The 25717-nt window shown below is 73.9% G+C and carries 13 protein-coding genes; 9 read left to right on the plus strand and 4 right to left on the minus strand.

The features are described from left to right. Positions 1-123: 123 nt before the first annotated feature. Together ACSU6L_RS09785 and ACSU6L_RS09790 are read left to right on the plus strand one after the other, a co-directional pair. Positions 124-891, plus strand: coding sequence for an AfsR/SARP family transcriptional regulator (locus tag ACSU6L_RS09785; RefSeq protein ID WP_437055563.1), 768 nt, complete (start codon positions 124-126; stop codon positions 889-891). 71 nt (positions 892-962) lie between these two features. Further along, a complete protein-coding gene (locus tag ACSU6L_RS09790) occupies positions 963-2090 on the plus strand; it encodes an LLM class flavin-dependent oxidoreductase (protein ID WP_437055565.1) in 1128 nt (375 codons plus the stop codon). Between the two features lie 48 nt (positions 2091-2138). On the opposite strand, the gene ACSU6L_RS09795 is transcribed toward ACSU6L_RS09790, so the two are convergent. After that, the gene (locus ACSU6L_RS09795) at positions 2139-2351 is read right to left on the minus strand and encodes a ferredoxin (RefSeq protein ID WP_437055567.1); all 213 of its coding nucleotides are present in this window, start codon (positions 2349-2351) and stop codon (positions 2139-2141) included. Further along, positions 2348-3583, minus strand: coding sequence for a cytochrome P450 (locus ACSU6L_RS09800; protein WP_437055569.1), 1236 nt, complete (start codon positions 3581-3583; stop codon positions 2348-2350). Before ACSU6L_RS09800 ends, ACSU6L_RS09795 begins: the two co-directional genes overlap by 4 nt. A 259-nt stretch (positions 3584-3842) precedes the next feature. Here ACSU6L_RS09800 and ACSU6L_RS09805 point away from each other — a divergent pair, with 259 nt between their 5' ends. From ACSU6L_RS09805 to ACSU6L_RS09820, 4 genes are read left to right on the plus strand one after another with little or no spacing between them, the layout of a single operon-like run. After that, on the plus strand, positions 3843-4607 hold the full coding sequence (locus ACSU6L_RS09805) for a 2-oxo acid dehydrogenase subunit E2 (RefSeq protein WP_437055571.1): 765 nt from the start codon (positions 3843-3845) through the stop codon (positions 4605-4607). Beyond that, positions 4604-5791 carry an alpha/beta hydrolase gene (locus ACSU6L_RS09810; protein ID WP_437055573.1) on the plus strand — a complete coding sequence of 396 codons (1188 nt, stop codon included), beginning with the start codon at positions 4604-4606 and terminating at the stop codon, positions 5789-5791. Before ACSU6L_RS09805 ends, ACSU6L_RS09810 begins: the two co-directional genes overlap by 4 nt. Then, positions 5788-6666 carry a TIGR03621 family F420-dependent LLM class oxidoreductase gene (locus tag ACSU6L_RS09815; RefSeq protein ID WP_437055575.1) on the plus strand — a complete coding sequence of 293 codons (879 nt, stop codon included), beginning with the start codon at positions 5788-5790 and terminating at the stop codon, positions 6664-6666. Before ACSU6L_RS09810 ends, ACSU6L_RS09815 begins: the two co-directional genes overlap by 4 nt. A 5-nt stretch (positions 6667-6671) precedes the next feature. Continuing rightward, positions 6672-8135, plus strand: a complete 1464-nt coding sequence (locus ACSU6L_RS09820) for an FAD-dependent monooxygenase (protein ID WP_437055577.1) — start codon at positions 6672-6674, stop codon at positions 8133-8135. A gap of 14 nt (positions 8136-8149) precedes the next feature. Here the strand turns inward: ACSU6L_RS09820 and ACSU6L_RS09825 are convergent, their stop codons facing one another. After that, positions 8150-9184 carry a 3-oxoacyl-ACP synthase III family protein gene (locus tag ACSU6L_RS09825; protein WP_437055579.1) on the minus strand — a complete coding sequence of 345 codons (1035 nt, stop codon included), beginning with the start codon at positions 9182-9184 and terminating at the stop codon, positions 8150-8152. A gap of 161 nt (positions 9185-9345) precedes the next feature. On the opposite strand from ACSU6L_RS09825, the gene ACSU6L_RS09830 reads away from it, so the two are divergent. The 3 genes from ACSU6L_RS09830 (at position 9346) to ACSU6L_RS09840 (ending at position 24896) form a co-directional block, all read left to right on the plus strand. Further along, a complete protein-coding gene (locus ACSU6L_RS09830; RefSeq protein WP_437055581.1) occupies positions 9346-21084 on the plus strand; it encodes an SDR family NAD(P)-dependent oxidoreductase in 11739 nt (3912 codons plus the stop codon). Between the two features lie 5 nt (positions 21085-21089). Then, on the plus strand, positions 21090-24260 hold the full coding sequence (locus ACSU6L_RS09835) for a type I polyketide synthase (RefSeq protein ID WP_437055583.1): 3171 nt from the start codon (positions 21090-21092) through the stop codon (positions 24258-24260). Between the two features lie 87 nt (positions 24261-24347). Continuing rightward, the gene (locus tag ACSU6L_RS09840; RefSeq protein WP_073939469.1) at positions 24348-24896 is read left to right on the plus strand and encodes a TetR/AcrR family transcriptional regulator; all 549 of its coding nucleotides are present in this window, start codon (positions 24348-24350) and stop codon (positions 24894-24896) included. Here ACSU6L_RS09840 and ACSU6L_RS09845 read toward each other — a convergent pair. Next, a complete protein-coding gene (locus tag ACSU6L_RS09845; RefSeq protein WP_437055586.1) occupies positions 24862-25638 on the minus strand; it encodes a thioesterase II family protein in 777 nt (258 codons plus the stop codon). The two genes, ACSU6L_RS09840 and ACSU6L_RS09845, sit on opposite strands and share 35 nt — an antisense overlap. Between the last annotated feature and the right edge of the window lie 79 nt (positions 25639-25717).

Genomic DNA, 25717 nt, shown 5'->3' on the forward strand with positions numbered 1-25717 from the left:
GCGGTTTCGTCGGCCCGGGCGGTCCCATCGGCCGGGGCGGCCCGGTCGGCCCGGGCCGCCCCGGCCGGCCGAGGTCGCCGATACAGCCCCTCGCCCCCTCAGCTCGCTCAGGAAGGAGACGTCGTGCGATTCGAGGTCCTGGGAAGTCTGCGCATCACCGACGGGGAGGAGGTGTCCACGGTCAGCGCCTCGAAGATGGAGTCCCTTCTCGGGGCTCTGCTGGTGCGGGCCGGGGAGGTCGTCTCCACCGACGAGATGTGTACCGAGATCTGGGGGCAGGAGCCCCCGCGGCGGGCCACGGCCACCCTGCACGTCTACATCTCCCAGCTGCGCAAGCTGCTGCGGCACACGACGGGGAGCGCGAGCCTGATAGAGACGCGCTTTCCCGGTTACCTGCTGCACCTCGGGAACAGCATCCTGGACGCCCACGAGTTCCACGCCCTAGCCCGGCAGGGCCGGGCCGCCAGCCGGACCAGGCGGTACGCGGACGCCTCCGCGCTGCACGGTCGCGCGCTGTCGCTGTGGCGGGGCCCGGTGCTGGGCGAGCTGCGCGGCGGGCCGATCGTCGAGGAGTTCGCGCTGCGGGCGGAGGAGACGCGGCTGGAGTGCGTCGAGCAGCGCAACGAGGCCGAGCTGGCGCTGGGGCGCCACCGTGAGCTGGTGGGTCCGCTGTACGCGCTGGTGCGCAGGCATCCGCTGATCGAGGCGTTCCACCGGCAGTTGATGCTCGCCCTCTACCGTTCCGACCGGCGGGCCGACGCGCTCCAGGCCTTCCGCGACCTGTGCGCCGTTCTGGACGGCGAGTTGGGGATCGCGCCGTGCCGCCAGGTGCGCGAGCTGCATCACCGGATCCTGGTGGACGACGACCCGACCGTGCCGAGCGCGGCGTGACCGCGCACGGCGCGGCACCGGCCGCAGGGGACGCATTGTTAAACCGGGGACTGTCCCCATATTCTGCGTCCATGACCACCTCCCCCAGCTCAGACGTCCTTCTGTCCGTCCTGGACACCGCGCCCGTGTGGAAGGGGTCGACGGCGACCGACTCCCTGCGCAACACCGTGCGCCTGGCCCGGGCGGTGGACCGGCTCGGCTACCACCGCTTCTGGCTGGCCGAACATCACAACATGACGGCCCTGTCGACCAGTTCACCGGCCGTGCTCGCCGGTCAGGTGGCCGCCGCCACCCGCCGGTTACGGGTCGGCGCCGGCGGGGTGATGCTGCCGAACCACCCGCCGCTGGTGGCCGCCGAACAGTTCGGCACCCTCGCGGCCCTTCACCCGGGCCGGATCGATCTGGGCGTCGGCCGCGCCCCCGGCACCGACCCGCTCACCGCCCGGGCACTACGGCGCGAGGCCGGCCCGGCGGGCGGCACCGACTTCCCCGCACAGGTCAAGGAACTGCTCAGCTACTTCGCGCCGCCGGGAGCCGACACCGGCCGGAACAGCCGAGACGACCAATACAGCCAATACGGCCAGGACGGCCAGGACCCGACCGCCGGAGCCCGCGCCGTCCATCCCGTCCGCGCCGTCCGCGCGGTTCCGGCGAACGAGCACTTCGTGCCGGTCTGGGTGCTCGGCTCCGGCGACTACAGTGCCCGGCTGGCCGCGGTCCTCGGGCTGCCCTTCGCCTACGCGCACCACTTCTCGCCGCACGGCACCCTTGCCGCCCTCGACACCTACCGCACGCGGTTCCAGCCGTCGCCGTATCTGAGCGAGCCGTACTGCCTGGTGTCCGTCTTCGCCGCGGTCGCCGACGACGACCGGCGCGGCAGGCGGCTCGGCGAGCCGCTGCGGGCGATCACCGCGCAGTCGCTGCGCGGCCTCGATCCGCTCTTCCCGTCGGTCGAGGAGGCCGCGGGCTTCGAGCTGTCCGCCGAGGAGCGGACCGTGGTGGACGCGCTGTACGGTGCCCAGGTCTTCGGCGGTCCGGAGACGGCGCGTCAGCGGATCGGCGAGCTGGTCGAGACGACCGGCGCGGACGAGGTGATGGTGGTCAGCGCCATCCAGGACCACGACGAACGGGTCCGCTCCTACGAGCTGCTCGCCCAGGTCACGGGACGGGTCCCGGCCCTCGCCGCGGCGAGGGCCTGAACAACCCCCGGAACCGGCCGGCTCCCTCCACCGGCCGCTCCCGCGTCCTCAAGTGCCCGGCTGCTCCACGGTGATGGCGGCGGCCGGGCACAGGTGGGCGGCCTCACGGGCCCGTTCCACGGCGGTGCCGGAGACCGTGCCGTCGGTGAGCTGGGTCACGAGGCCGTCCACGTCCTGGTCGAACAGATCGCCGGCGGCGAGTACGCACTGTCCGGCGCCGACGCAGCGCTCGCTGTCGGCGACGACCCGCACGGCGCTCACCACGCCACCGGGAGTTCGTAGATGCCCTGGACCCCGCTCTGCGCGGGTTTGATCCGCACCTCGTCGGCGGAACCGGCGAGGCGCAGCCCGGGAATCGCGCCGAACAGGGCGGACAGCGCGCTCAGCAGCTGGGCGCGGGCGAGGTTCTGTCCGATGCACTGGTGCGCGCCGTAGCCGAACGCGAGGTGGTGCCGGGCTCCGCGTTCCAGGTCGAGTGTGTGGGGGTCGTCGAAGACGTGCGGGTCGCGGTTGATGCCGGTGGTGGACAGCATCACGCTGTCGCCCTCGCGGATGGTGACGTCACCGACGGTGATGTCGGCGGCGGCGACCCGCATGAGCACGTCCCCGATGGACAGGTAGCGCAGCAGCTCCTCGACGGCGAGCGCGGCGTTCTCCGGGTCGGAGCGGAACCGGGCGAGCTGGTCGGGGTGCCGGAGCAGGGTGTACGTACTCAGGGTGATCATGCTGGCGGTGGTCTCGTGGCCGGCCATCAGCAGGATGATCCCGAGCCGGATCACGTCGTCGTACGGGATCGAGCCCTCCGCGAGGTCCCGGTGCACCAGGAGGTCCAGCAGCCCCTCGCCGGGCTCGTTCTGCTTCTGCTTCTCGCCCACCAGGTCCGTGATGTAGGAGCGCAGATTCATCAGCGCGCCGGTGGCCTGCTCCTCGGACACCTGCGGTGACACCAGCAGCAACGACTGCTGCTCGAAGTACTCGTGGTCCGCGTACGGCACCCCGAGGATGCCGCAGATGGTGTGCGAGGACAGCGGCAGCGCGAGGCCGGTGAGCACTTCGGCGGGCGGTCCCTGTTCCAGCATGGAGCCGACGAGTTCGCCGGCGCGCCGGTGGATGGACTCGCTCAGTTCGCGGGTGCGCCGCACCGAGAACGCCGGGATGAGGCGGCGCCGGTAGGCGGTGTGCTCGGGCGGGTCCATGCCGATGAGGATGGTGGCCTTCTGGATGGCCTTGCGGCGCGGGCTCGGGGAGGGGAAGTCCGGGCGGTTCCAGTCGGAGGACAGCCGGGGGTCGACGAGCAGGTCGCGGGCCTCGGCGTGACCGAGCACGACCCAGGTGGCCCGCCCGTCGTACAGCCGCGCCCGGACGACGGGGCCCTCGGTCTCGCGCAGTTCGAGGTAGCCGGGCGGGGGCTGGTAGGGGCAGTGCCGCGCCTGGGGGAAGTCGGGCAGCGGCTCGGTGCCCTCGGGGAGGGTCGCGACGCTGGGGTGTGCCATGGGCGGTCTCCTGCGAGCAGCGGCGTCCTGGAATGCGGGCCAGTCTGGAAGCGGCGTCTAGCGCGGTTCTAAAGGGCGGCTAACAGCCCTGGCCGGGCGGGTCGGCGTGGCAAGAGGCGGCAGAAGGCCGTGGGCGGCGGCCGGGTGAGGGTGAACGGCCTGGCGAGGGCGAACGGCCCGGCAGGGGTGAACGGCCCGGCGGCGTGCGGCTTTAGCGAAGTCTAGGGTGCCCTTCAGCCGCGCTGACGAGATTGGCGGGATGCAGATCGCAGCCATCGCCCGGGAACGGCGGCACACCCTGCTCTTCCTGGATGAGATACGTCCGTTCGCGCCGGTGCACCTGGACACCGAGGTGGACATGTCCGAGGTGCTGGCCCACCGGGCCGCCCAGAGCGACGGGCACCCGCTCTCCGTGGTCACGTACGTGCTCCACGCCGCGGCCCGGGTGCTGGCCGCCCACCCCGAGGCGAACGCCGCGATCCGCGGACATCTGCGGCCGCGGGTCGCGCGCTTCGGCGAGGTGTCCGGGAAGATCGCCCTGGACAAGGAGATCGGGGGCCGGCGGGTCGTGGTCTCGGCGGTACTGCCGGATCTGCACAAGGCCGGCCTGGCGGAGATCCAGCGGCGCGTCACACAGCTGCGGGACGGCGACCCCGAGGCCATGCCGGAGTTCGCCTCCACGCTGCTCCTGCACCGGCTGCCCGGTCCCGTCGCACGCGGTCTGTACCGGCTGGCGGTACGGCCGCTGGTGCGCCACCCGCGCTTCTTCGGCACGTTCGCGGTCAGCTCGCTCGGGCACCGGGCCGTCGACGGTTTCCACTCCGTGGGCGGCACGACGGTCACGTTCGGCGTGGGCCGGATCGTGGACCGGCCGGTGGTCCGGGACGGCGCGGTGGGCAGCGCGCCGGTGATGCGGCTGAACCTCACCTTCGACCACCGGGTGATCGACGGGGCGGAGGCCGCCGACATCCTCACCGAGGTCAAGGAACTGCTGGAGAGCCACCCGGACGGGGAGGCGCGGTGAACGACGTAGAGGAGCTGAAGACGTTCGTCGGGGTGCACGCCCGCCTCCTGGGCATCCCCCGCGAGAGGTCGCGTACGGTGCTCGGCCGCATCGCCCACGACAAGGAGGGCGAGCCGGGGTCCTGGGCACGGGAGTGGACCGCCGCCGGCATCGAACTGGAGCGGCGGGGCCGGGAGTCGGCGGCCGGGAAGTGCTTCAACCTCGCCCGGTTCCCGTACGTCGACGGGCCGGCCCGCGCGGAGGCGCAGCGGCTCACCGTCGCGTCCTTCGACCGGTGGCGGGCCGGGCTGGACGCCGGGATCCGGCGTCTGGAACTGGATCTGGAGGGCGGCCGCCTCAGCTGCTGGGTGGCGGGGCTGGCCCGGCCGGGCACCGAACCGCGTCCCGTGCTCCTGCTCAGCGGCGGGATCGTCAGCGTCAAGGAGCAGTTCGGGCCGATCCTCGCCCGTGCCGAGCGGCTGGGCGCGACGGTCGTCGCGCTGGAGATGCCGGGCGTCGGCGAGAACACCTGGCGCTACGCCGCGGACAGCCACCACATGGTGACGCAGGTGCTGGACGCGCTCGCCGACCGTGCGGACGTGTCCCGGGTGTGCGCGCTGATGCTGAGCTTCAGCGGGCATCTGGCGCTGCGGGCCGCCCTGCACGACCGGCGGATCCGCGGGGTCGTGACAGCCGGGGCGCCGGTGCGGGACTTCTTCACCGACACCGGCCGGCGGCCGGCGGTCCCCCGGGTCACCGTGGACACCCTCGCGGCGCTGGCGGGCGTGACGCCCGACGCGGTGGGCGCGCATCTGGAGGGCTGGGCACTGACACCGGACGAGCTGGCGGCGCTGGACGTGCCGGTCGCGTATGTCGTCAGCGAACGCGACGAGATCATTCCGGCCGGTGATCCGCGGCTGCTGCGGGAGCACGTCCGCACGCTGCGGCTGCTGGTCCACGACGACGTGCACGGCTCGCCCTCGCATGTGGCGGAGAGCCGGCTCTGGAGTCTGCGGCAGGCGCTGGACGTGCTGGGCGGCCGTCCGCCGCAGCAGGCGGTGCTCGGCGCGGCCCTGTCGGTGCTGCGTGCCCGGCAGCGGGTGGCCACGGTGCTGGCCCGGCGGAACACGGCGGCGGTGCCCGCGCCGCGGAACGGGACGAGGACGGTCGCGCGTCCGGGCGCGGCCGGAAAGGGGAAGCGATGACCGAGACCACAGAGCGGCCGTTCCGTTTCGCGGTCAACGCCCTCGCGCACGACACCGACTGGCCCGCGCTGGCCCGTGAGGCGGAGTCGCTCGGATACGACCTGATCGGGACCAGCGACCATCTGGGCATGACGGCGCCGTTCCCGTCGCTGGTGGCCGCCGCGGCCGCCACCAGCCGGATCAGGGTCACCACGTACGTCGTCAACACGACCCTGTGGGATCCCGAGGTGCTCGCCCGGGAGATCGCCGGCACCGACCGGCTGACCGGGGGCCGGCTGGAGGTGGGCCTGCATCCCGGCTGGAGCAGCAGCACGGCCACGGCCGGGCTCACCGAGGCGGACCGGCTGGCCCGGCTGGCGGAGACGGTGGACGTCCTGGAACGGCTGCTGCCCGATCCCGAGCACCGGCCGCGCCCCTTGCAGCGGCCCCGGCCGCCGCTGATGATCGTCGTCAACGAGCCGGGCGAGGTGGAGCTCGCCGCGCGGCGCGCCGACGTCATCGGCGTCATGGGAGCCGAGCTGCCCCTGGGCGGCGGTCTCCGGCTGCTCGCCCCCGACGAGTTCGCCCGCACGGTTGACGGTCTGCGGGACCGGCTGGCGGCGCTGGGCCGCACCGCCGAACTCAACGTGGGCGCGAAGCGCGTGGTGATCACCGACGACCGGGAGACCGCCGCCGAGAAGGTGCGCATCGATCTGGCGCCCCACCTGACCGCGTCGCAGCTGCTGGACCTGCCGACCGTGCTGATCGGCACCCACGAGGAGATCGCCGCTCAACTGCGGGCGGCCCGCGCACGCTTCGGGCTGTCGTACATCACGGTCTTCGCCCCGTTCCTGCGGGACTTCGCGCCCGTCATCCCGCTGCTGAGGGAAGGGTGAGCCCGTTGACCGAGTCCGTGATCGTGGTGGGCGCCGGGCCCACCGGACTGATGCTGGCCTGCGAGCTGCGGCTCGCCGGCGTGCCCGTCGTCGTCGTGGAACGGAACGCCGTCCCCGACCCGCACTCGCCGGGGCAGGCGGTCAACTCCGCGGTGATGGAGCTGCTCGACCAGCGCGGTCTGGCCGGGGAACTGCGGGAGTCGGGGCGGCCGTTGCCCGGCGCGCACTTCTCCCTGGTGTGGCTGGACCCCGAGCGGCTGACCGGGCCGCCCCGCCCGCGCGGGCTGCTGGTCGCCCAGTCGCGTCTGGAGGCGCTGCTGGAGCGGCGTGCCGTCGGGTCGGGCGCACGGATCCTGCGCGGCCGGGAGGTCGTGGACCTTCGGCAGTCCGCGGACGGGGTCACCGTACGGCTGCGCGCGACGGACCGTGAGCCCTCGGGGGACGAATTGCTGCACGGCTCCTACCTGGTGGCGGCGGACGGCACCCGGAGCACCGTACGACGGCTGGCCGGGATCGGCTTCCCGGGGTCCGACTGGACCGTGTCGGGAACCGTCGGGGATGTCGAGGCCGACTTCGCGGACCTGGCCCCCGATCACCTCGGCGCGTTCCACACGAGCTCCGGCGGCGTGTATTCCGGCTCCCCCGCCGGACCCGACCTCCTCCGGGTGATCACCGTCCGCTTCGACGGCGGGACCCCGGACGCCGGACCGGCCGCCCTCGACGACCTCCAGCGGGACGTGCGGGCGCTGACGGGCCGCCCCCTCCCGGCGCGCCGACTGGTCTGGGCGGAGCGGTTCACCAGCGTCAACGGTAACGCCGAGGGCTACCGCGCGGGCCGGGTGTTCCTGGCCGGCGACGCCGCGCACTCCTTCTTCCCGCTCGGCGGACTGCGGCTGAGCACCTGCCTCCAGGACGCCGTGAACCTCGGCTGGAAGCTGGCCGCGGAGCTCGCCGGCTGGGCCCCGCCCGGACTGCTGGACACCTACCACGCCGAACGCCACCCGGAGGGCGAGCGGGCCCGGCTGGCCCTGGACGCCCAGCTGGCGATGATGGACCCACCGGGCCGGTCGGCCGGCATCCGGTCCCTGATCACGCGACTGGCCCGGTACGACGACGTCAACCGGCACCTGGTGGAACTGGTGACCGGGTCCGACGTGCGGTACCCCGTGGCGGCGGACGGCGGCTCGGAGCCGGACGAACGGCTGGGCGGTCGGCTCCCCGGCACGGCACCGCTGCTGCGGGGCGGACGCGGCCTGCTGCTCGTCCCCGACGAGGCCGCCGCGGCCCTCGCTGACACGGCGGCGGGCTGGGCGGACCGGGTCGACACGGTCACGGCGTCGGCGGCCGCGGACGGACCGGCCGCCGAGGCCCCGCCGGTCCTGCTGCGTCCGGACGGACACGTGGTGTGGACCGAGGGCGCCGGAACGCTGGAGGCGGCCCTGAAGACCTGGTTCGGTGCCCCGCGCTGACGGACCGCGCCCACTCAGACCGTCTCCAGGGCGAAGCCCGCCTTCAGCCACTTGCTGGACTCCACGGAGACGCCCAGGACCCGGTCCCCGACCGCCAGCTGCGGCAGCACCTCCTCCAACTGGAAGAAGGGCATGGCGTTGCCGGTGTTGGCGATCGTGGCGACCGGGCTGATCTCCTCGGCGGCCGGGATGCCCAGCCCGTCCACGATGCGGCGCGTCATCCGCCCGGACAGCTGCGGCGGCAGCAGATAGTCGACGTCGGTCGGCGCCCAGCCGAGGCCGTCGAGGAGTTCGTCGGCGATCTCCCGGGACATCACCGGGACCGACGCCTCGATGGCCTTGTAGTCCTCCTTGATGTGCGACCGGTCCGCGAACCGCCGGTCCAGCGCACCGGTCCACTCCACGATCTGGCCCGGCGCCCGGTTCAGGCCGGTCAGCCGGTTCAGCATGCGGCGGACGACCGGGGCGCCGGGAGCCGGCCGCGTGGTGAGCACCGCCGCGCCGGCACCGTCGCCGAACAGCACGAAGTTCACCAGCTCCGCCGAGTCCAGTTCGGCCAGCTCCGCGTCCGGGTCGTAGTGGCGGGAGCACAGCTCCCCGCCGATCACCAGCGCCGTGCGGTACTCGCCCGAGCGCAGCATCTGCCGCCCGACCTCCAGGGCCTGGAAGGCCCCCGCGCAGCCGGACTGCAGCTGGTAGGTCGGTACGCCGTCGATGCCGAGCCGGTCCGCGACGACGTTCACCGTGGCGGGCATCAGCTGGTCGGGGGTCGCGGTGCCGAGGACGACCAGATCGACGTCGGCCGGACCGAGTCCCGCGTCGGCGAGGGCCTTGGCGGCGGCTTCGGCGCTCAGGTCGGCGAGGGTGGAACGCAGCCGCCCGGTGCCCAGATCCACCGACAGATGCCTGGCCCGGGTGCCGACGAACGCGTCGACCCACTGCTCCCACAGTTCGTCCATGCCGAAGTGGCGCGCGAGCGCCGCGTTGTCCAGCGGCTCCCCCGGCAGGGCGGTACGGGCCGAGAGGATGTGAACTTCCGAGGCTTCCATAGCGGGAGCGTCCGCCACCGCTCTAAAGAGCCCCTTAGGTACGGCACAACGGGCGAGCGCGCGAGCACGCCACGCCGCCCGGCTTTAGGCACCGCTAAGCGCCCCGTAAGCCCGCTCGGCGACTTTGCCCATCTCGGTCGTCGTACACGAGGGATGAGTTCATGGCCAACGAAGCGAAGCTGCGGGACTACCTCAAGCGGGTCACAGTGGACCTTCAGCAGACCCGGCAGTTGCTGAGCGACGTCGAGGCCGCCGCCCATGAGCCGATCGCGATCGTCGGAATGGGCTGCCGCTACCCGGGCGGGGTGACCTCCCCCGAAGGTCTGTGGGACCTGCTCGCCTCGGGCGGCGACGCGATCTCCGACTTCCCCACGGGCCGCGGCTGGGACCTCGAGACCCTGTACGACCCCGACCCGGAAACCGAGTCACCCGCATCGACCTACGTCGCCAAGGGCGGGTTCCTGCACGACGCGGACCAGTTCGACGCCGAGTTCTTCGCCATCAGCCCCCGCGAAGCGGAGTCCATGGAACCCCAGCAGCGGCTGCTGCTGGAAACCTCGTGGGAGGCGCTGGAGCGCTCCGCCATCGACCCCGACCGGCTGCGGGGCAGCGACACGGGCGTGTTCCTCGGAGTCATCGCACAGGACTATGCGCGCCCCGAGGAGATACGCCCCGAACTGGAGGGCTACCTCGTCACCAACACCACCAGCGTCGCCTCCGGCCGCATCGCCTACACGCTGGGCCTCGAGGGCCCGGCGATCACGGTGGACACCGCCTGCTCCGCCTCCCTCGTCGCCCTGCACCTGGCCGTACGCTCCCTCCGCCAGGGCGAATGCTCCCTCGCCCTCGCCGGCGGCGCGACGGTCATGGCATCGCCCGTGCTCTTCACGGAGTTCTCCCGCCAGCGCGGACTGTCCCCCGACGGCCGCTGCAAAGCCTTCTCCGACGACGCCGACGGCACCGGCTGGGGAGAAGGCGTCGGCGTCCTGGTCCTCGAACGCCTCTCCGACGCCCGCCGCAACGGCCACCCCGTCCTCGCCGTCATCCGCGGCACCGCCACCAACCAGGACGGCGCCAGCAACGGACTCACCGCGCCGAACGGGCCCGCCCAGGAACGCGTCATCCGCCAGGCACTGGAGAACGCCCGCCTGACAGCCGACCAGGTCGACGCCGTCGAGGCGCACGGGACGGGGACCAAGCTGGGGGATCCGATCGAGGCGCAGGCCCTGCTGAACACGTACGGGCGTGCTCGCGAGGGCGGGCAGCCGCTGTGGCTGGGGTCGATCAAGTCGAACATCGGACACAGCCAGGCGGCGGCAGGCGTCGCCGGGGTCATCAAGATGGTGATGGCCATGCGGGAGCGGACGCTGCCGCGCACCCTGCACGCGGAACGGCCCACCACGCATGTCGACTGGTCCGACGGCACCGTTCAGCTGCTGGACGAAACCCGCGAGTGGGGGACCGTGGAGGGCCGGCCTCGGCGGGCGGGAGTGTCCTCGTTCGGGATCAGTGGGACGAACGCGCATGTGATCCTGGAGGAAGCGCCGGTCTTGGAAGGCGCTGAGGGGGACGGCGAACTGCCCGATGTGCCGTGGCAGTTGTCGGCGAAGACGCCGCAGGCGCTACGCGATCAGGCACGCCGGCTGCTGGAACACCTGAAGGATGCGCCCGGTGCGGATACGGCGGTCATTGGGCAGGCACTGGCCGCCCGGACACGGTTCGCCCACAGGGCCGTGATTCTGGGTGCCGACCGGGTCGCTGGGCTGGCGGCGCTGGCGGAGGATGCCCCGCATCCGCAGGTGGTGACCGGGCAGGCCCGGGAGGGGAAGACGGTCTTCCTGCTGACCGGGCAGGGCAGCCAGCGCCCTGGCATGGGACGGGAGCTGTACCGGTCTGAGCCCGTCTTCGCGGACGCCTTCGACACCGTGTGCGACCTCTTCGACCCCCACTTGGAACTGCCGCTGCGGGAGGTGATGTGGGGGGAACACAGCCACCACCTCAACGACACCCGCTACGCCCAGCCCGCCCTGTTCACCCTCCAGGTCGCCCTGCACCGCCTACTGGACCACCACGGCATCACCCCGGACGCCCTGATCGGCCACTCCCTCGGCGAAATCACCGCCGCCCACCTCGCCGGAGTCCTCACCCTCACAGACGCCGTCACCCTCATCGCCACCCGCGCCCACCACATGCACCAGGCTCGGAATGACGGCGCCATGCTCGCCATCAACGCCATCGAGGACGAAATCCGGCCCTTGCTCAACGCCAGCGTGGACATCGCCGCCGTCAACGGCCCCCACAGCACAGTCATCTCCGGCGACACCGAGGCGATCAACACCATCGCCGCTCACTTCAGCACGACCACCCGGCTACGAACCAGCCACGCCTTCCACTCCCACCACATGGACGGCATCCTCGACGACTTCCGCAACGCCATCAGCACCATCACCCACCACCCACCGACCACCCCCGTCATCTCGAACCTCACCGGCCGACCCCTCACCCAGGACGAACTCGGTCCGGACTACTGGGCACGCCACATCCGCGGCACAGTCCGCTACCACCAAGGCATCACCCACCTCACCGCCACCGGCCACACCCGCTACCTCGAACTCGGCCCCGACACCACCCTCACCACCCTCACCCCACACGCCACCCCCACACTGCGACCCAACGCCCCCGAAGCCCAGAGCTTCGAAAGCGCCCTGGCCCACCTACACACCACCGGCCACACCCCCACCACCTACAACCCCACCAGCAAGCCCCCCACCAACCTGCCCACATACGCCTTCCAGCACCGTCCCTACTGGGTCCAGCGCACCACCACCGGCATCACCACCGCAGGCCTGATCAACCCAGGACATCCGCTACTCGGCGCTCTCGTCTCCCTGGCCGACGAGGATCGGCTGGTCTTCACCGGCCGTATATCCCTCAGCACTCACCCATGGCTGGCCGACCACGCGATCGCCGGCACCCCGCTCCTCCCGGCCACCGCCTTCCTCGACCTCACCCTCCACGCAGCCCAACACACCAACACCCCGACCATCCAAGACCTCACCCTCGAACAACCCCTCCCCATCACCACGGCAACCACCCACCTCCAGATCACCGTCAGCGCACCAGACGCCGAAGGCCACCGCACCGTCACCATCCACACCCAACCCACCCCCGACGCCCCCTTCACCCGCCACGCCACCGCGACCCTCACCACCACACCCACCAGCCCCTCCGCAACCCAAACCTGGCCCCCGACCTCCCCACCCCTCGACACCACCCTCCTCTACGAACACCTCGCCGACCACGGCTACACCTACGGCCCCACCTTCCAGAACCTCACCCACGCCTGGCACGACCCACACACCGGCACCCTCCACACACAAACGACCACCCCTCCCAGCACCGGCCACACCATCCACCCCGCCCTCCTCGACGCCACCCTCCACCCCCTCCTCCAACTCACCACCACCCCACGCCTCCCCTTCACCTTCAGCGGCGTCACCCTCCACGCCACCGACGCCACCCACCTCCACACCCAACTCACCCCCACCGGCCCCGACACCTACGCCCTCACCGCAACCGACCCCCAAGGCGCACCGGTCATCGAGATCGAGTCGCTGCTTCTTCGCCCCGCCGATCTCGCGGCGGTGACTGCCGGGGCCGGCACAGGTGCCGACCCCTCCGTGGGTCTCTTCAGGGTGGAATGGCAGCCCCAGCCGACCCCCGAACCGCCGGCCCGCACCGCTCTCACGGCAGTTCTCGGCGAAGGCCTGACCGGCATGACCGCCGCCTTCGGCGACGACGTGGTACGGCACGCCGACCTGGACGCGCTGGCGGCCGCGAGCGGTCCCGTGCCGCGGGATGTGCTGGTGCCCCTGACAGGGGTGCGGCCCCCTGCGGGGACGGACGACGACCCCCTGGAGGCGGCCCGGGAGGCTGCGCAGCACGCTCTGGACCTGATGCAACGCTGGCTGGCCGACGACCGTTTCGCCCAGTCCCGGCTGGTGCTGATCACCCGGCATGGCGTCGCCACGCGCTACGACGAGCCCGTACGGGATGAGGCCTCTTCCGTCTGGGGGTTGGTCCGCTCGGCGCAGAACGAGCATCCGGGCCGGTTCCTGCTGATCGACGTGGACCTGGACGACGGCTCGTCCCGGGCCGTCGCCGCTGCGCTGGACACGGCCGACGAACCGCAGCTCGCCGTCCGGCGTGGCACCGTTCTCGCGGCCCGGCTGACCCGGAGTGCGCCCAAGGGCCTGCTGACGCCGCCCGAGGCCGCCTCCGGCTGGCGTCTGGGTTCGACCGGGCCGGGCACGCTGGAGAACCTCGCCCTGCTGCCGTCCGACGACGGTGCCGTACCGCTCGGCCCGGGTGAGGTCCGGGTCGCGATGCGTGCCGCCGGGGTGAACTTCCGTGACGTGCTGCTCGCCCTCGGCCGGTACCCGGGTGAGGCGCCGCTGGTGAGCGAGGGTGCCGGGCTGGTTCTGGAGACCGGGTCGGAGGTCACGTCGGTGGCGCCCGGGGACCGGGTGATGGGCCTGTTCACGGCGGGGGCCGCCGGTCCCGTCGCGGTCACCGACCACCGGCTGGTGGCACGGGTGCCGGAGGGCTGGTCGGACGCGCAGGCCGCGGCCACGCCGGTGGTGTTCCTCACCGCTCTGTACGCGCTGCACGACCTCGCCGAGGCCCGGCCGGGCCAGAGCGTGCTGATCCACTCGGTGGCGGGGGGTGTCGGTATGGCGGCCGCCCAGCTCGCCCGGGCACGCGGGCTGGAGGTCTACGGCACGGCGAGCCCGGCCAAGTGCGGTGCGCTGCGGGAGCATCTCGGGTTCGACGACGCCCACTTGGCGAATTCCCGGACGCTGGACTTCGAGCGGAGCGTCCTGGACGCCACCGGCGGACGCGGCGTGGACGTCGTACTCGACGCGCTGGCCGGTGAGTTCGTCGACGCCTCGCTGCGGTTGCTGCCGCGCGGTGGGCGCTTCGTGGAGATGGGCAAGGCCGATGTGCGTGACCCGCGGGCGGTCGCCGAGCGGCATCCCGGTGTGGTGTACCGGGCGTTCGACCTGCTGGAGGCAGCCGGCCCGGACCGTGTCCAGGAGATGCTCGGTGAGCTCACGGAGTGCTTCACGGCGGGCGTGCTGGTGCCGTTGCCGCTTCAGGCGTGGGATGTGCGCCGCGTGCCGGACGCCTTCCGTCATGTGGCCCAGGCACGGCATGTCGGCAAGGTGGTCCTGACGCTGCCGCGTGCGCTGGATCCGCACGGCACGGTGCTGATCACCGGCGGCACCGGTGGTCTCGGCCGGCTCGTCGCCCGGCATCTGGTCACCGCGCACGGGGTGCGCCGTCTGGTGCTGGCCGGGCGGCGCGGCCCGGACGCGCCCGGCGCGGCCGAACTGGTCGCCGAGCTGGACGGGTTGGGCGCCCGGGCCACGGTGGTCGCCTGTGACGTCGGGGACCGCGCCGCCGTGGACCGGTTGGTCGCCTCGGCCGGCGAGGAGCAGCCGCTGACCGCGGTCGTCCACGCCGCCGGTGTGCTGGACGACGGAACCCTCGCGGCGATGAGCCCCGAGCGCCTGGACACGGTGGCGCGGCCGAAGCGGGACGCGGCGTGGCATCTGTCCGAGGCCACCCGGCATCTGGATCTGGCGGCGTTCGTGGTGTTCTCCTCCGTCGCCGGGATCGTCGGCAACCCGGGGCAGTCCAACTACGCGGCCGCCAACGCGTTCCTGGACGGTCTCGCCGCCCGCCGGCGTGCCTCGGGCCTGCCCGGGCTGTCCCTGGCGTGGGGCCTGTGGGGCGAGGGCATGGCGGGCGCGCTGGGCGACGGTGACCTGGCCCGGCTGGCCGGTACGGGTCTGGCGCCGCTCTCCGCTGAGCACGGGCTGGCGCTGTTCGACGAGGCGCTGGCCCTGGACGAGCCGCTGCTGGTGCCGCTCCGGCTGGAGCCGCCCGCGCTGCGCGCCCGCGCCGCCGCCGGTACGGCGGCACCGTTGCTGCGGGGTCTGGTCCGGGCTCCCGCGCGACGTGCCGCCGCCGGTCCGGCCGAGGCCGGGGACGGCGCGTCGCTCGCCGCGCGGTGTGCGGTGCTCGACCCGGCGGAGGGCGAGCGGCTGTTGCTGTCCGTGGTCCGCACGCACGCCGCGGCGGTGCTCGGGCACGGTACGCCCGACTCGCTCGCCCCGGACGGGGCGTTCAAGGACATCGGGTTCGACTCGCTGACGTCGGTGGAGCTGCGCAACCGCCTGAGCACCGCCACCGGGCTCCGTCTCACGTCGTCCCTGGTGTTCGACCATCCGACGCCCGCGGCGCTCGCCGCCCATCTGCGCACCGCGCTGGCCGGCACCGGGGCCGCGCCGGACAGCCGCCCGGTGTCCGTACCGGCCCCGGCGGACCCGGCAAGCCCGGCGGTCGGCGACGACCCGGTCGCCGTCGTCGGCATGGCCTGCCGCTTCCCGGGCGGCGTCGCCTCCCCGGAGGACCTGTGGCGGCTGGTCGCCGAGGGCACCGACGCGGTCGCGGAGTTCCCCGAGGACCGGGGCTGGGACATCGCCCGGCTGTACGACCCGGACCCCGACCGGCCGGGGACGTCGTACACCCGGCGGGGTGCGTTCCTGACGGGGGCCGACCGGTTCGACGCCGCGTTCTTCGGGATCAGCCCGCGTGAGGCGACCGCGATGGATCCGCAGCAGCGGCTGCTGCTGGAGACCGCGTGGGAGAGCTTCGAGCGGGCCGGGATCGACCCGACGGCGCTGCGCGGCAGCGACACCGGGGTCTTCACCGGTGTGGTCGCCGGGGACTACGTCACCCGGCTGGGCCGGACCCCGGAGTCCGTCGAGGGCTATCTCGCCACCGGCACCACGGCCAGCGTGGCGTCCGGACGGATCGCGTACAGCTTCGGTCTGGAGGGTCCGGCGGTCTCGGTGGACACCGCCTGCTCCTCGTCGCTGGTGGCGCTGCATCTGGCCGTGCAGTCGCTGCGCCAGGGCGAGTGCTCGCTCGCGCTGGCCGGTGGGGCGACCGTGCTGGCCGGTCCGACGAGTTTCGTGGAGTTCAGCCGGCAGCGGGTGCTGTCGCCGGACGGCCGCTGCAAGGCGTTCTCCGACGACGCCGACGGCACCGGCTGGGGAGAGGGCGCCGGCCTGCTGCTCCTGGAGCGCCTGTCCGACGCCCGCCGCAACGGCCACCCCGTCCTCGCCGTCATCCGCGGCACCGCCACCAACCAGGACGGCGCGAGCAACGGCCTGACCGCGCCGAACGGGCCCGCGCAGGAGCGTGTCATCCGCCAGGCCCTCGCCAACGCCCGCCTGTCGGCGGACCAGGTCGACGCCGTCGAGGCGCACGGGACCGGCACCAAGCTCGGCGACCCCATCGAGGCGCAGGCCCTCCTCAACACCTACGGGCAGGGCCACACGCCCGAGCGGCCGCTGTGGCTCGGTTCCATCAAGTCCAACATCGGCCACACGATGGCGGCGGCCGGGGTCGGCGGCGTGATCAAGATGATGATGGCCATGCGGGAACGGACCCTCCCGCGCACCCTGCACGCGGAGCGGCCCTCCGGCCACGTCGACTGGTCCGACGGGACCGTCCGGCTGCTTCAGCGGGCCCGGCCCTGGGACACCCCGGACGACCGGCCCCGTCGCGCCGCCGTCTCCTCCTTCGGGATCAGCGGCACCAACGCCCACGTGATCCTCGAAGAGGCACCCGTGCCGGAGAACGCCGAGCGGCACGGCGAACTCCCCGACCTGCCCTGGCAGTTGTCGGCGAAGACGCCGGAGGCGCTGCGCGGCCAGGCCCGCCGTCTCCTGCGCCACCTGCGCGCCACGTCCGACAGCGACACCGCGGTCACCGACACCGCCGTCACCGACACCGCCCTCACCGCCCACGCCCTCGCCGCCCGCAGCCTCTTCGAGCACCGGGCCGTGATCCTCGGCCCCGGCCGGCCGGCCCGTCTCGCCGCCCTCACCGCCCTCGCCGACGGCACCGCCCACCCGCAGCTCGTCACCGGCAGCGCCGTCGGGCACGAGCCGGGGCGGGTCGTCTTCGTGTTCCCCGGGCAGGGCAGCCAGTGGGCCGGGATGGGCCGCGAACTGCTGTCCGGCAGCCCGGAGTTCGCCGGGTTCGTACGGGAGTGCGCCGAGGCGCTGGCGCCGTACACCGACTGGGATCTCCTCGAAGTGCTCAGGGGTGATCCGGGGGCGGCGAGCCTGGAGCGGGTCGACGTGGTGCAGCCCGCGCTGTTCGCGGTGATGGTGTCCTTGGCGCGGTTGTGGCAGCACCACGGGGTCGAGCCGTCGGCGGTCGTCGGCCACTCCCAGGGCGAGATCGCCGCCGCCCACGTGGCGGGCGCCCTGGACCTGGCCGACGCCGCGCGGGTGGCGGTGCTGCGCAGCCGCGCCCTGACCAGGCTGGCCGGTACGGGCGGCATGCTGTCGGTGCCGCTGCCGGCCGACCGGGTCCGGGAGCGGCTGGCCGACGGCCTGCACGTCGCGGCCGTCAACGGCCCGGCCTCGACCGTCGTGTCCGGCCCGGCCGGTGACCTGGACGAGCTGCGCGAGCGGTTCGTCCGCGAGGGGGTGCGGGCCCGTACGGTGCCGGTCGACTACGCGTCCCACTCGCCGCACGTCGACGCCCTGCTGCCCGAGCTGCACGACCTGCTCGGGGCGACCCGGCCGCACGCAGCGCGGATCCCGTTCTACTCGACGGTCGCGTGCGCGCCGCTGGACGGAACGGAGCTGGACGGCGCGTACTGGGTGCGCGGGCTGCGCGAGCAGGTGCGGTTCCACGAGACGGTGCGCCGGCTGCTCGACGACGGGCACCGCGCGTTCGTCGAGGTCAGCGCGCACCCCGTGCTGACCACGTCGCTGGAGGAGACGATCGCGGAGGCCGAGGCGCCGGCGGTCGCGCTGGAGACGCTGCGCCGTGACCGGGGCGGGCCGGACCGCTTCCTCACCTCGCTGGCCACCGCCCACGTCAACGGCGTACCGCCCGCGTCGTGGCGGCCCGCGCGACGGCCCGGTACGCCGGTGGGCTCCCTGCCCACGTACGCCTTCCAGCGGCAGCGGTACTGGCTCCAGGCGCCCCCGGCGGCCGTCGGCGCCGGCGATCTCGGCCTTCAGGCGGCCGATCACGCCCTGCTCGGCGCCAGGGTCCCGCTCGCCGACGGCGACCGTCTCCTGCTCACCGGGAGCATCTCGACGCGGACCCATCCCTGGCTCGCCGACCACGCCGTGCAGGGCACCGCGCTGCTCCCGGGCACGGCCTTCCTGGACCTGGCGCTGCACGCGGCCGGGCCGGCCGGCGCGGGCTCGGTGGAGGAACTCACCCTGGAAGCGCCGCTCCCGCTGCCCGCGGACCGCCCGGTCGCCCTGCAGGTCGCCGTGGAGGCGCCGGACGAGGAGGGGCGGCGTACGGTCGCGATCCACTCGCGCGCCGGAGACGACGCCGCGTGGACCCGGCACGCCACGGGCACCCTGGTGGAGGCGTCCGCGCCGGGCGGCCCGTCGGTCTGGTCGCCCTCCGGCGAGCCGGTCGACCTCTCGTCGGGGTACGCCGCACTCGCCGCCCGCGGCTACACGTACGGGCCGGTGTTCCAGGGTCTGACCGCGCTGTGGCGTGACGGCGACGAGCTGTACGCGGAGGTGTCGCTGCCGGAGGACACGGACGCCTCGGGGCACGCCCTGCATCCCGCGCTGCTCGACGCGGCACTGCACGCCCTCGCGCTCACCGGCGGCGACGGGAAGGACGACGACATCCGGCTCCCCTTCTCGTTCGGCGGGGTGAGCCTGCACGCCAGGGGAGCCGGGAGCCTGCGGGTGCGGCTGACCCGGACGGGCACCGACACGGCGGCCCTCGCGGTGTTCGACGCGGACGGCGCACCGGTCGCCGCCTGCGCGCGGCTGGCGCTGCGGCCGGTGCCGGCCGAGCAGCTGACCGCGCTGCGGGACCGCGCCGCGGGCGGTCTGCTGCCGCACGTGCTGCGGTGGACGCCGCTGCCGTCGGCGCGGCCCGCGCCGTCCGAGGGCTGGGCGGTCGTCGGAGCGGACGCCGGGGAGCCCGCCGCCGCGCTGGGCGGCACCGCGTACCCGGGGCTGGACGCGCTGCGCGCGGCCGTCGCCGGGGGCGCACGGCCGGCGCCCGAGGTGGTCGTGGCGCCGCTGCCGCCGGTGTCCGGGTCCGGGGACTCGGACGGGAGCCGCGCCGGGGACTCGGCCGCCGCGGTGGTGCGGGCCGCGCTGCGGGCGCCGCTGGAACTGCTGCGGTCGTGGCTGACGGACGACTCCTTCTCGGACAGCCGTCTGGTCGTGGTCGTCCGCGGCGCGGTCGCCGTCGGCGACGCGGAGGTCCCGGACCCGGCGGCGGCCGCGGTGTGGGGGTTGCTGCGCTCCGCGCGCAGCGAGCACCCGGACCGTGTCGTCCTGGTGGACGCGGATCCGGCGGAGCCCGCGTGGCGCGGCCTGGCCGCCGCTCTGGCGAGCGGTGAGAGCGAGCTGGCCGTGCGCGCGGGGACGGTGTACGCGCCGCGGCTGACCGCGATGACCGAGCAGCCGTCCGACGGTTCGGCGCGCCTGGATCCGGACGGCACGGTGCTGATCACCGGCGGCACCGGCGCTCTCGGCGGCCTCGTCGCCCGCCATCTGGCCGGCCGGTACGGCGTCCGGCGCCTGCTGCTGGTGAGCAGGCGCGGCCGGCAGGCGCCCGGCGCCGACGAACTCATGGCGGACCTCGCCCGGTCGGGGGCCGACGTACGCGTCGAGGCGTGCGATGTCGGCGACCGGCGGGCGCTGGCCGAGCTGCTGGCGTCGGTGCCCGCGGCGCATCCGCTGACGGCGGTGGTCCACACGGCCGGGGTCCTCGACGACGGTGTGCTGGAGTCCCTGACGGCCGAGCGGTTCGAGGCGGTGCTGGCCGCCAAGGCGGACGCCGCGGAGCACCTGGACGCGCTGACCCGGGACGCGGACCTCACCGCGTTCGTGCTGTTCTCCTCGCTCGCCGGTGTGGTCGGCAACGCCGGGCAGGCGAACTACGCCGCCGCCAACTCCTACCTGGACGCGCTCGCCCACCGGCGGCGCTCCCTCGGGCTGCCCGCGAACGCCGTCGCCTGGGGGTTGTGGGCGCAGGACGGCGGGCTGGCCGGGCGTCTGGCGGGCCGGGACCTGGAGCGGCTGAGCCGGGACGGCGTGGCCGCGCTGTCCGCCGAGGACGGTCTGGCCCTCTTCGACCGGGTGCTGGCCGCGGACCCGGCCACGTGTGTGGCGGCCCGGCTGGACACCGCCGAGCTGCACCGCCGGGCGGCGGCCGGGCTGCTGCCCGACGTGTTCCGGTCCCTGGTCCGGCTGCCCGAGCGGCGGGCGGCCCGCACGGCCGGGGACACGTCACTGGCGGCGCGTCTCGCGTCCGTGCCGGAGCCGGAGCGGGACCCCATGGTGCTGAACGTGGTGCGGGAAACCGCGGCCGTCGTCCTCGGACACGGCGACGCCTCGCTGATCGACGCGGACCGGCCGTTCACGGATCTGGGTTTCGACTCCCTGACCGCGGTCGAGTTCCGCAACCGGCTGGGCGGCGCGACCGGGGTGTGGCTGTCGGCGACCGCGGTCTTCGACCACCCCTCGCCGGCCGCTCTCGCCAAGCTGCTGCGGAACGAGACCGCGCCGGCCACCCCGGCCGGACCGCCGGCCGAACTGGACGACCTGGAACGGGCCCTGGCCCGGGTGCCGCGCGAGGACGGCGGCGTCCGCGCGGAGGTCACCCGGCGGCTGCGGGAGCTGCTGCGCGTCTGGGAGACGGACCAGACGGACCAGCCCGCCGCGGATCCCGGCTCGGACGTGGCGGCGCGGATCCGGTCGGCGTCGGCCGCCGAGATCCTCGACCTCATCGACACCGAATTCGGCAGGAAGGCCTGATCGTCATGACGACGCCAACGAACGCGCCGAACAACGAGGAGAAGCTGGTCGAGTACCTGAAGTGGGTCACGGCCGACCTGCACGAGACCCGGCGGCGGCTCGCCGAACTGGAGGCGGCGGCCCACGAACCCATCGCCGTCGTGGGCATGGGCTGCCGCTACCCCGGCGGGGTGCGCGGCCCCGACGACCTGTGGGGGGTCGTGGCCGACGGGGTCGACGCGATCGGCGCCTTCCCGGACGACCGCGGCTGGGACCTGGACTCCCTCTACGACGCCGACCCCGACCGGTCCAACACCTCGTACACCCGGCACGGCGGATTCCTGTACGACGCCGCCGAGTTCGACGCCGCCTTCTTCGGGCTCAGCCCCCGCGAGGCGCTGGCCACGGACCCGCAGCACCGGCTGCTGCTGGAGACCGCCTGGGAGGCGTTCGAACGCGCCGGACTGGACCCGCGGCGGCTGCGGGACAGCCGGACCGGGGTGTTCGCCGGCCTGATGTACAGCGACTACGCGACCCGCCTGCCGTCGATCCCGGAGGAGGTCGAGGGCTTCGTCGGCAACGGCAGCGCCGCGTCCGTCGCCACCGGCAGGATCGCGTACACGTTCGGGCTGCGCGGTCCCGCCGTCACCGTGGACACCGCCTGCTCCTCCTCGCTCGTGGCCGTCCACCTCGCCGTGCGGTCGCTGCGGCAGGGTGAGTGCACGCTGGCGCTGGCCGGTGGGGCCACCGTGCTGTCGACGCCGGGGCTGTTCACGGAGTTCAGCAGGCAGCGGGGGCTGTCGCCCGACGGCCGCTCCAAGTCCTTCGCCGCCGCCGCCGACGGGACCGGCTTCGGCGAGGGCGCCGCGCTCGTGGTCCTGGAGCGGCTGTCCGACGCGCGGCGCAACGGGCACCCCGTGCTCGCGGTGATCCGCGGCACCGCCGTCAACCAGGACGGTGCCAGCAACGGACTGACCGCCCCCAACGGCCCCGCGCAGGAGGACGTCATCCGGCGGGCCCTGGACGACGCCCGGCTCACGCCCAGGGACGTCGACGCGGTGGAGGCCCATGGCACCGGCACCACGCTGGGTGATCCGATCGAGGCGCGGGCGCTGCTGAACACCTACGGGCAGGACCGCGATCCCGGACGTCCGCTGTGGCTGGGCGCGCTGAAGTCGAACATCGGCCACACCCAGGCCGCGGCGGGGGTCGGCGGAGTGATCAAGCTGGTCATGGCGCTGCGCCACGGCACCCTGCCGCGCACCCTGCACGTCGACGAGCCCACGCCGCAGGTCGACTGGAGCGGCGGCGACGTCCGCCTGCTGCGCCGGCCGCGGCCGTGGCCGCGCGAGGACGGGCGGCCACGGCGGGCCGGGGTGTCGTCGTTCGGCATCAGCGGCACCAACGCCCATCTGATCCTGGAGGAGGCGCCGAGCCCCGAGGACGCGGAGCCCGCCCCGGCCGCCGCCGCACTGCCGGTCCTCTCCTGGCCCGTCTCCGGCCGGGGCCGGCAGGCGCTGGCCGCACAGGCGGGACGGCTCCTGGACTTCGTACGGCAGCACCCCGGTCTCTCCCCCGCCGAGGTGGCGGGCGCCCTGGCCGCCCGGCCGGAGCTGGAGGACCGGGCCGTGCTGCTGGGCGAGGACATGGCGGAGCTGACCCGTGCTCTGGAGGCCCTGGCCGCCGGTACGGCGGGAGCCGCGGTGGTGCGCGGGCGCGCGGCGCCCGGCGCCCGGACGGCCTTCCTCTTCACCGGTCAGGGCAGCCAGCGGCCGGGCATGGGCCGCGAACTCCACGCGACCCACCCGGTGTTCGCGGAGGCGTTCGACGCGGTATGCGAGAGGTTCGCCCCGCATCTCGAACGCCCGCTGCGCGACGTGGTGTTCGCCGCGCCGCGCACCCCGGATGCCGCGCTGCTGGACACCACGCGTTACGCGCAGGCCGCGCTGTTCGCCGTGGAGAGCGCGCTGTACCGGGTCATGGAGCATCACGGTCTGGTCCCGGACTTCGTGATCGGGCACTCCCTCGGCGAGATCTCCGCCGCGCACGCCGCGGGGGTCCTCTCGCTGGACGACGCGGTGTCCCTGGTCGCCGTGCGCGGCGCGCTGATGCAGTCGGCACGCGACGACGGCGCCATGGTCTCCGTCCAGGCCACGCCCGCGGAGGTCGAGGAGTTCGTCGCCGGGTATCCGGGCCGGCTGGCGGTCGCCGCGGTCAACGGGCCGCGGGCCGTCGTCGTCTCCGGGGACGCGGACGCCGCGGCCGAGGCCATCGCGCACTGGCGCGGCCTGGGCCGCAAGACCAAGCGGCTGCGGGTCAGCCACGCCTTCCACTCGCCGCACATGGACGGGGTGCTGGAGGAGTTCCGGCGCCGGGTGAGCGACCTCGCGTTCAAGCCGCCCGCCGTCCCGCTGGTGTCGAACCTGACCGGCCGACTGGCCGATCCCGCCGAGCTGTGCTCGCCCGACTACTGGGTCCGGCACCTGCGCGAGCCCGTCCGTTTCCACTCCGGCGTCCGGTACCTGGAGGACAACGGCGTACGCGTCCACATCGAACTCGGCCTCGACGGCGTCCTGTCCGCCCTGGCCCGGGAGAGCCTGCGCGCCGAACCGCTCGTGCTGGTCCCGGCGCTGCGCGGCGACCGGCCGGAGCTGCGCACGCTGCTCGCCGCCATCGGGCAGGCGTGGGCGCACGGCCGGCCGGTCGACTGGCGGCAGGAGGCTCCGGGCGACCGGCTCTCCCCGGCCGACCTGCCGACGTACGCGTTCCAGCGCCGCTCGTACTGGCTGCACGCCCCGGCCCGGCCCGCCGCACCCGAGAACGGCCCGGTGCGCGTCCCCCTGCGTGAGGACGGTCGCGGCACGGCGGAGGACGGCGACGACGGGAGCCTGCGGCGGCGCCTGGACGGACTCGGCTCCGAGGAGCGGGAGACCGTCCTGCTGGAGCTGGTGCGGGCCGGGGCGGCCGAGGTGCTGGGGCACGTGTCACCCGAGGAGATCGACCCCGATGTCACCTTCCTCGACGCCGGGTTCACCTCCTTCACCGGGCTCGAACTGCGCAACCGGCTGTGCGAGGCGACGGGCCTGACCCTGCCCGCGGTCATCGCCTTCGAGCACCCGACCCCGGCCGGACTGGCCCGGCGGCTGCTCGCCGAACTGACGGGCGCGCAGGCCGTGCCGTCGGGCGGCGCGGGGTAAAATCCGGGGTGTCACCCCGGTTCAGCCGGTACCGTCCGGCCACCGGGGTGCCGGCCCCGCTTCCCGCCGCCGAGGAGAAGGCAGCGCATGCGATCAGACGCCCGCCGCAACTACGAGCGCCTCCTGACCGAGGCCAAGCTGGCCTTCGGCAAGGACGGCATCGACACCTCGCTCGACGACATCGCCCGCAGTGCAGGCCTGGGCAACGCCACGCTCTACCGGCACTTCCCCACCCGGGAGAACCTCCTGGAGGCGGTGCTGCGGGACAGCATCGAGGAACTGGGCGCCACGGCGGAGAAGCTGATGGCGGTGGACCCGCCGGGGACGGCGCTGACCACATGGGTGCACGCCGCCGTCGCGCACGCCACCACCTACCGCGGGCTGGTCGACATGCTGATGCACAGCCTGAAGAACGAGGCCTCCGAACTGAACACGGCCTGTACGTCCATGCAGTCGGCGGGCGAGCGCCTGCTGCGGCGGGCGCAGCAGGCCGGCGACGTACGGGACGACACCTCCCCCAGCGAGCTGTTCGCCCTGATCGCGGCCGCCGCGTGGGCCACCGAACACGCGCCGGAGGAGGCCGGTCAGGTGGTCACCGTCCTCATCGACGGTCTGCGTCCGGCGCCGCCGCGGTGAGCGCCCAGCGGCGCACGACGAGTTCGCTCACCTCGTCCAGGGCGTCCGCGAGGTAGAAGTGCCCGCCGCCCTCGAAGACGTGCACCGCGCAGTCACGGCTGGTGTGCGCGTCCCATGCCCGCGCCTCCTCGGCCGTCACCTTGGGATCCCGGTCGCCGTACAACACCTCGATCGGTACGTCGATCACGGCCCCGGGATCGGGGCGGTAGGTCTCCAGCAGCCGGTAGTCCGCCCGCAGCACCGGCAGGACCAGCTCGCGCATCTCGGGGTCGGCCAGCACCCGCCGGTCGGTGCCGCCGAGGAGGGTGGCCTCGGCCACCAAGCCGTCGTCGTCGAGCAGGTGCATCCGCTCCTCCCGGTGCGTCGACGGCGCCCGGCGCCCGGACGCGAAGAGCATGCCGGGCCGCGTCCGCCGGGCCACCTCGAAGGCGATCAGGGCGCCCATGCTGTGCCCGAAGAACGCCAGCGGGGCACCCGTCCACGGCCGCAGCACCGTGGCGATCCGCTCGGCCAGCTCACCCAGGCTCGCCGGCAACGGCTCGGTACGCCGGTCCTGACGCCCCGGGTACTGCACGGCGAGCACGTCGACCGTCCCCTGCAGGCGGCGGGAGAACTCATGGAAGTAGGTCGCCGCACCACCCGCGTGCGGAAAGCACACAAGCCGGGGAAGCGTGCCGCCCCCGGCGGGCGCCGGGTGGTAACGCCTGATCCACTGGTCACTGTCGACGGCAGAGCCTGTCATCCTCATCCCTTCTCACCAAAACCCCCCGGGGATACGGGAGTTCCCTGATCCTGCCTTGCGGCTCTAAAGCGGCGGTGGG

Origin of the sequence: Streptomyces sp. enrichment culture, from assembly GCF_964272855.1 — a bacterium.
GTDB lineage: Bacteria > Actinomycetota > Actinomycetes > Streptomycetales > Streptomycetaceae > Streptomyces.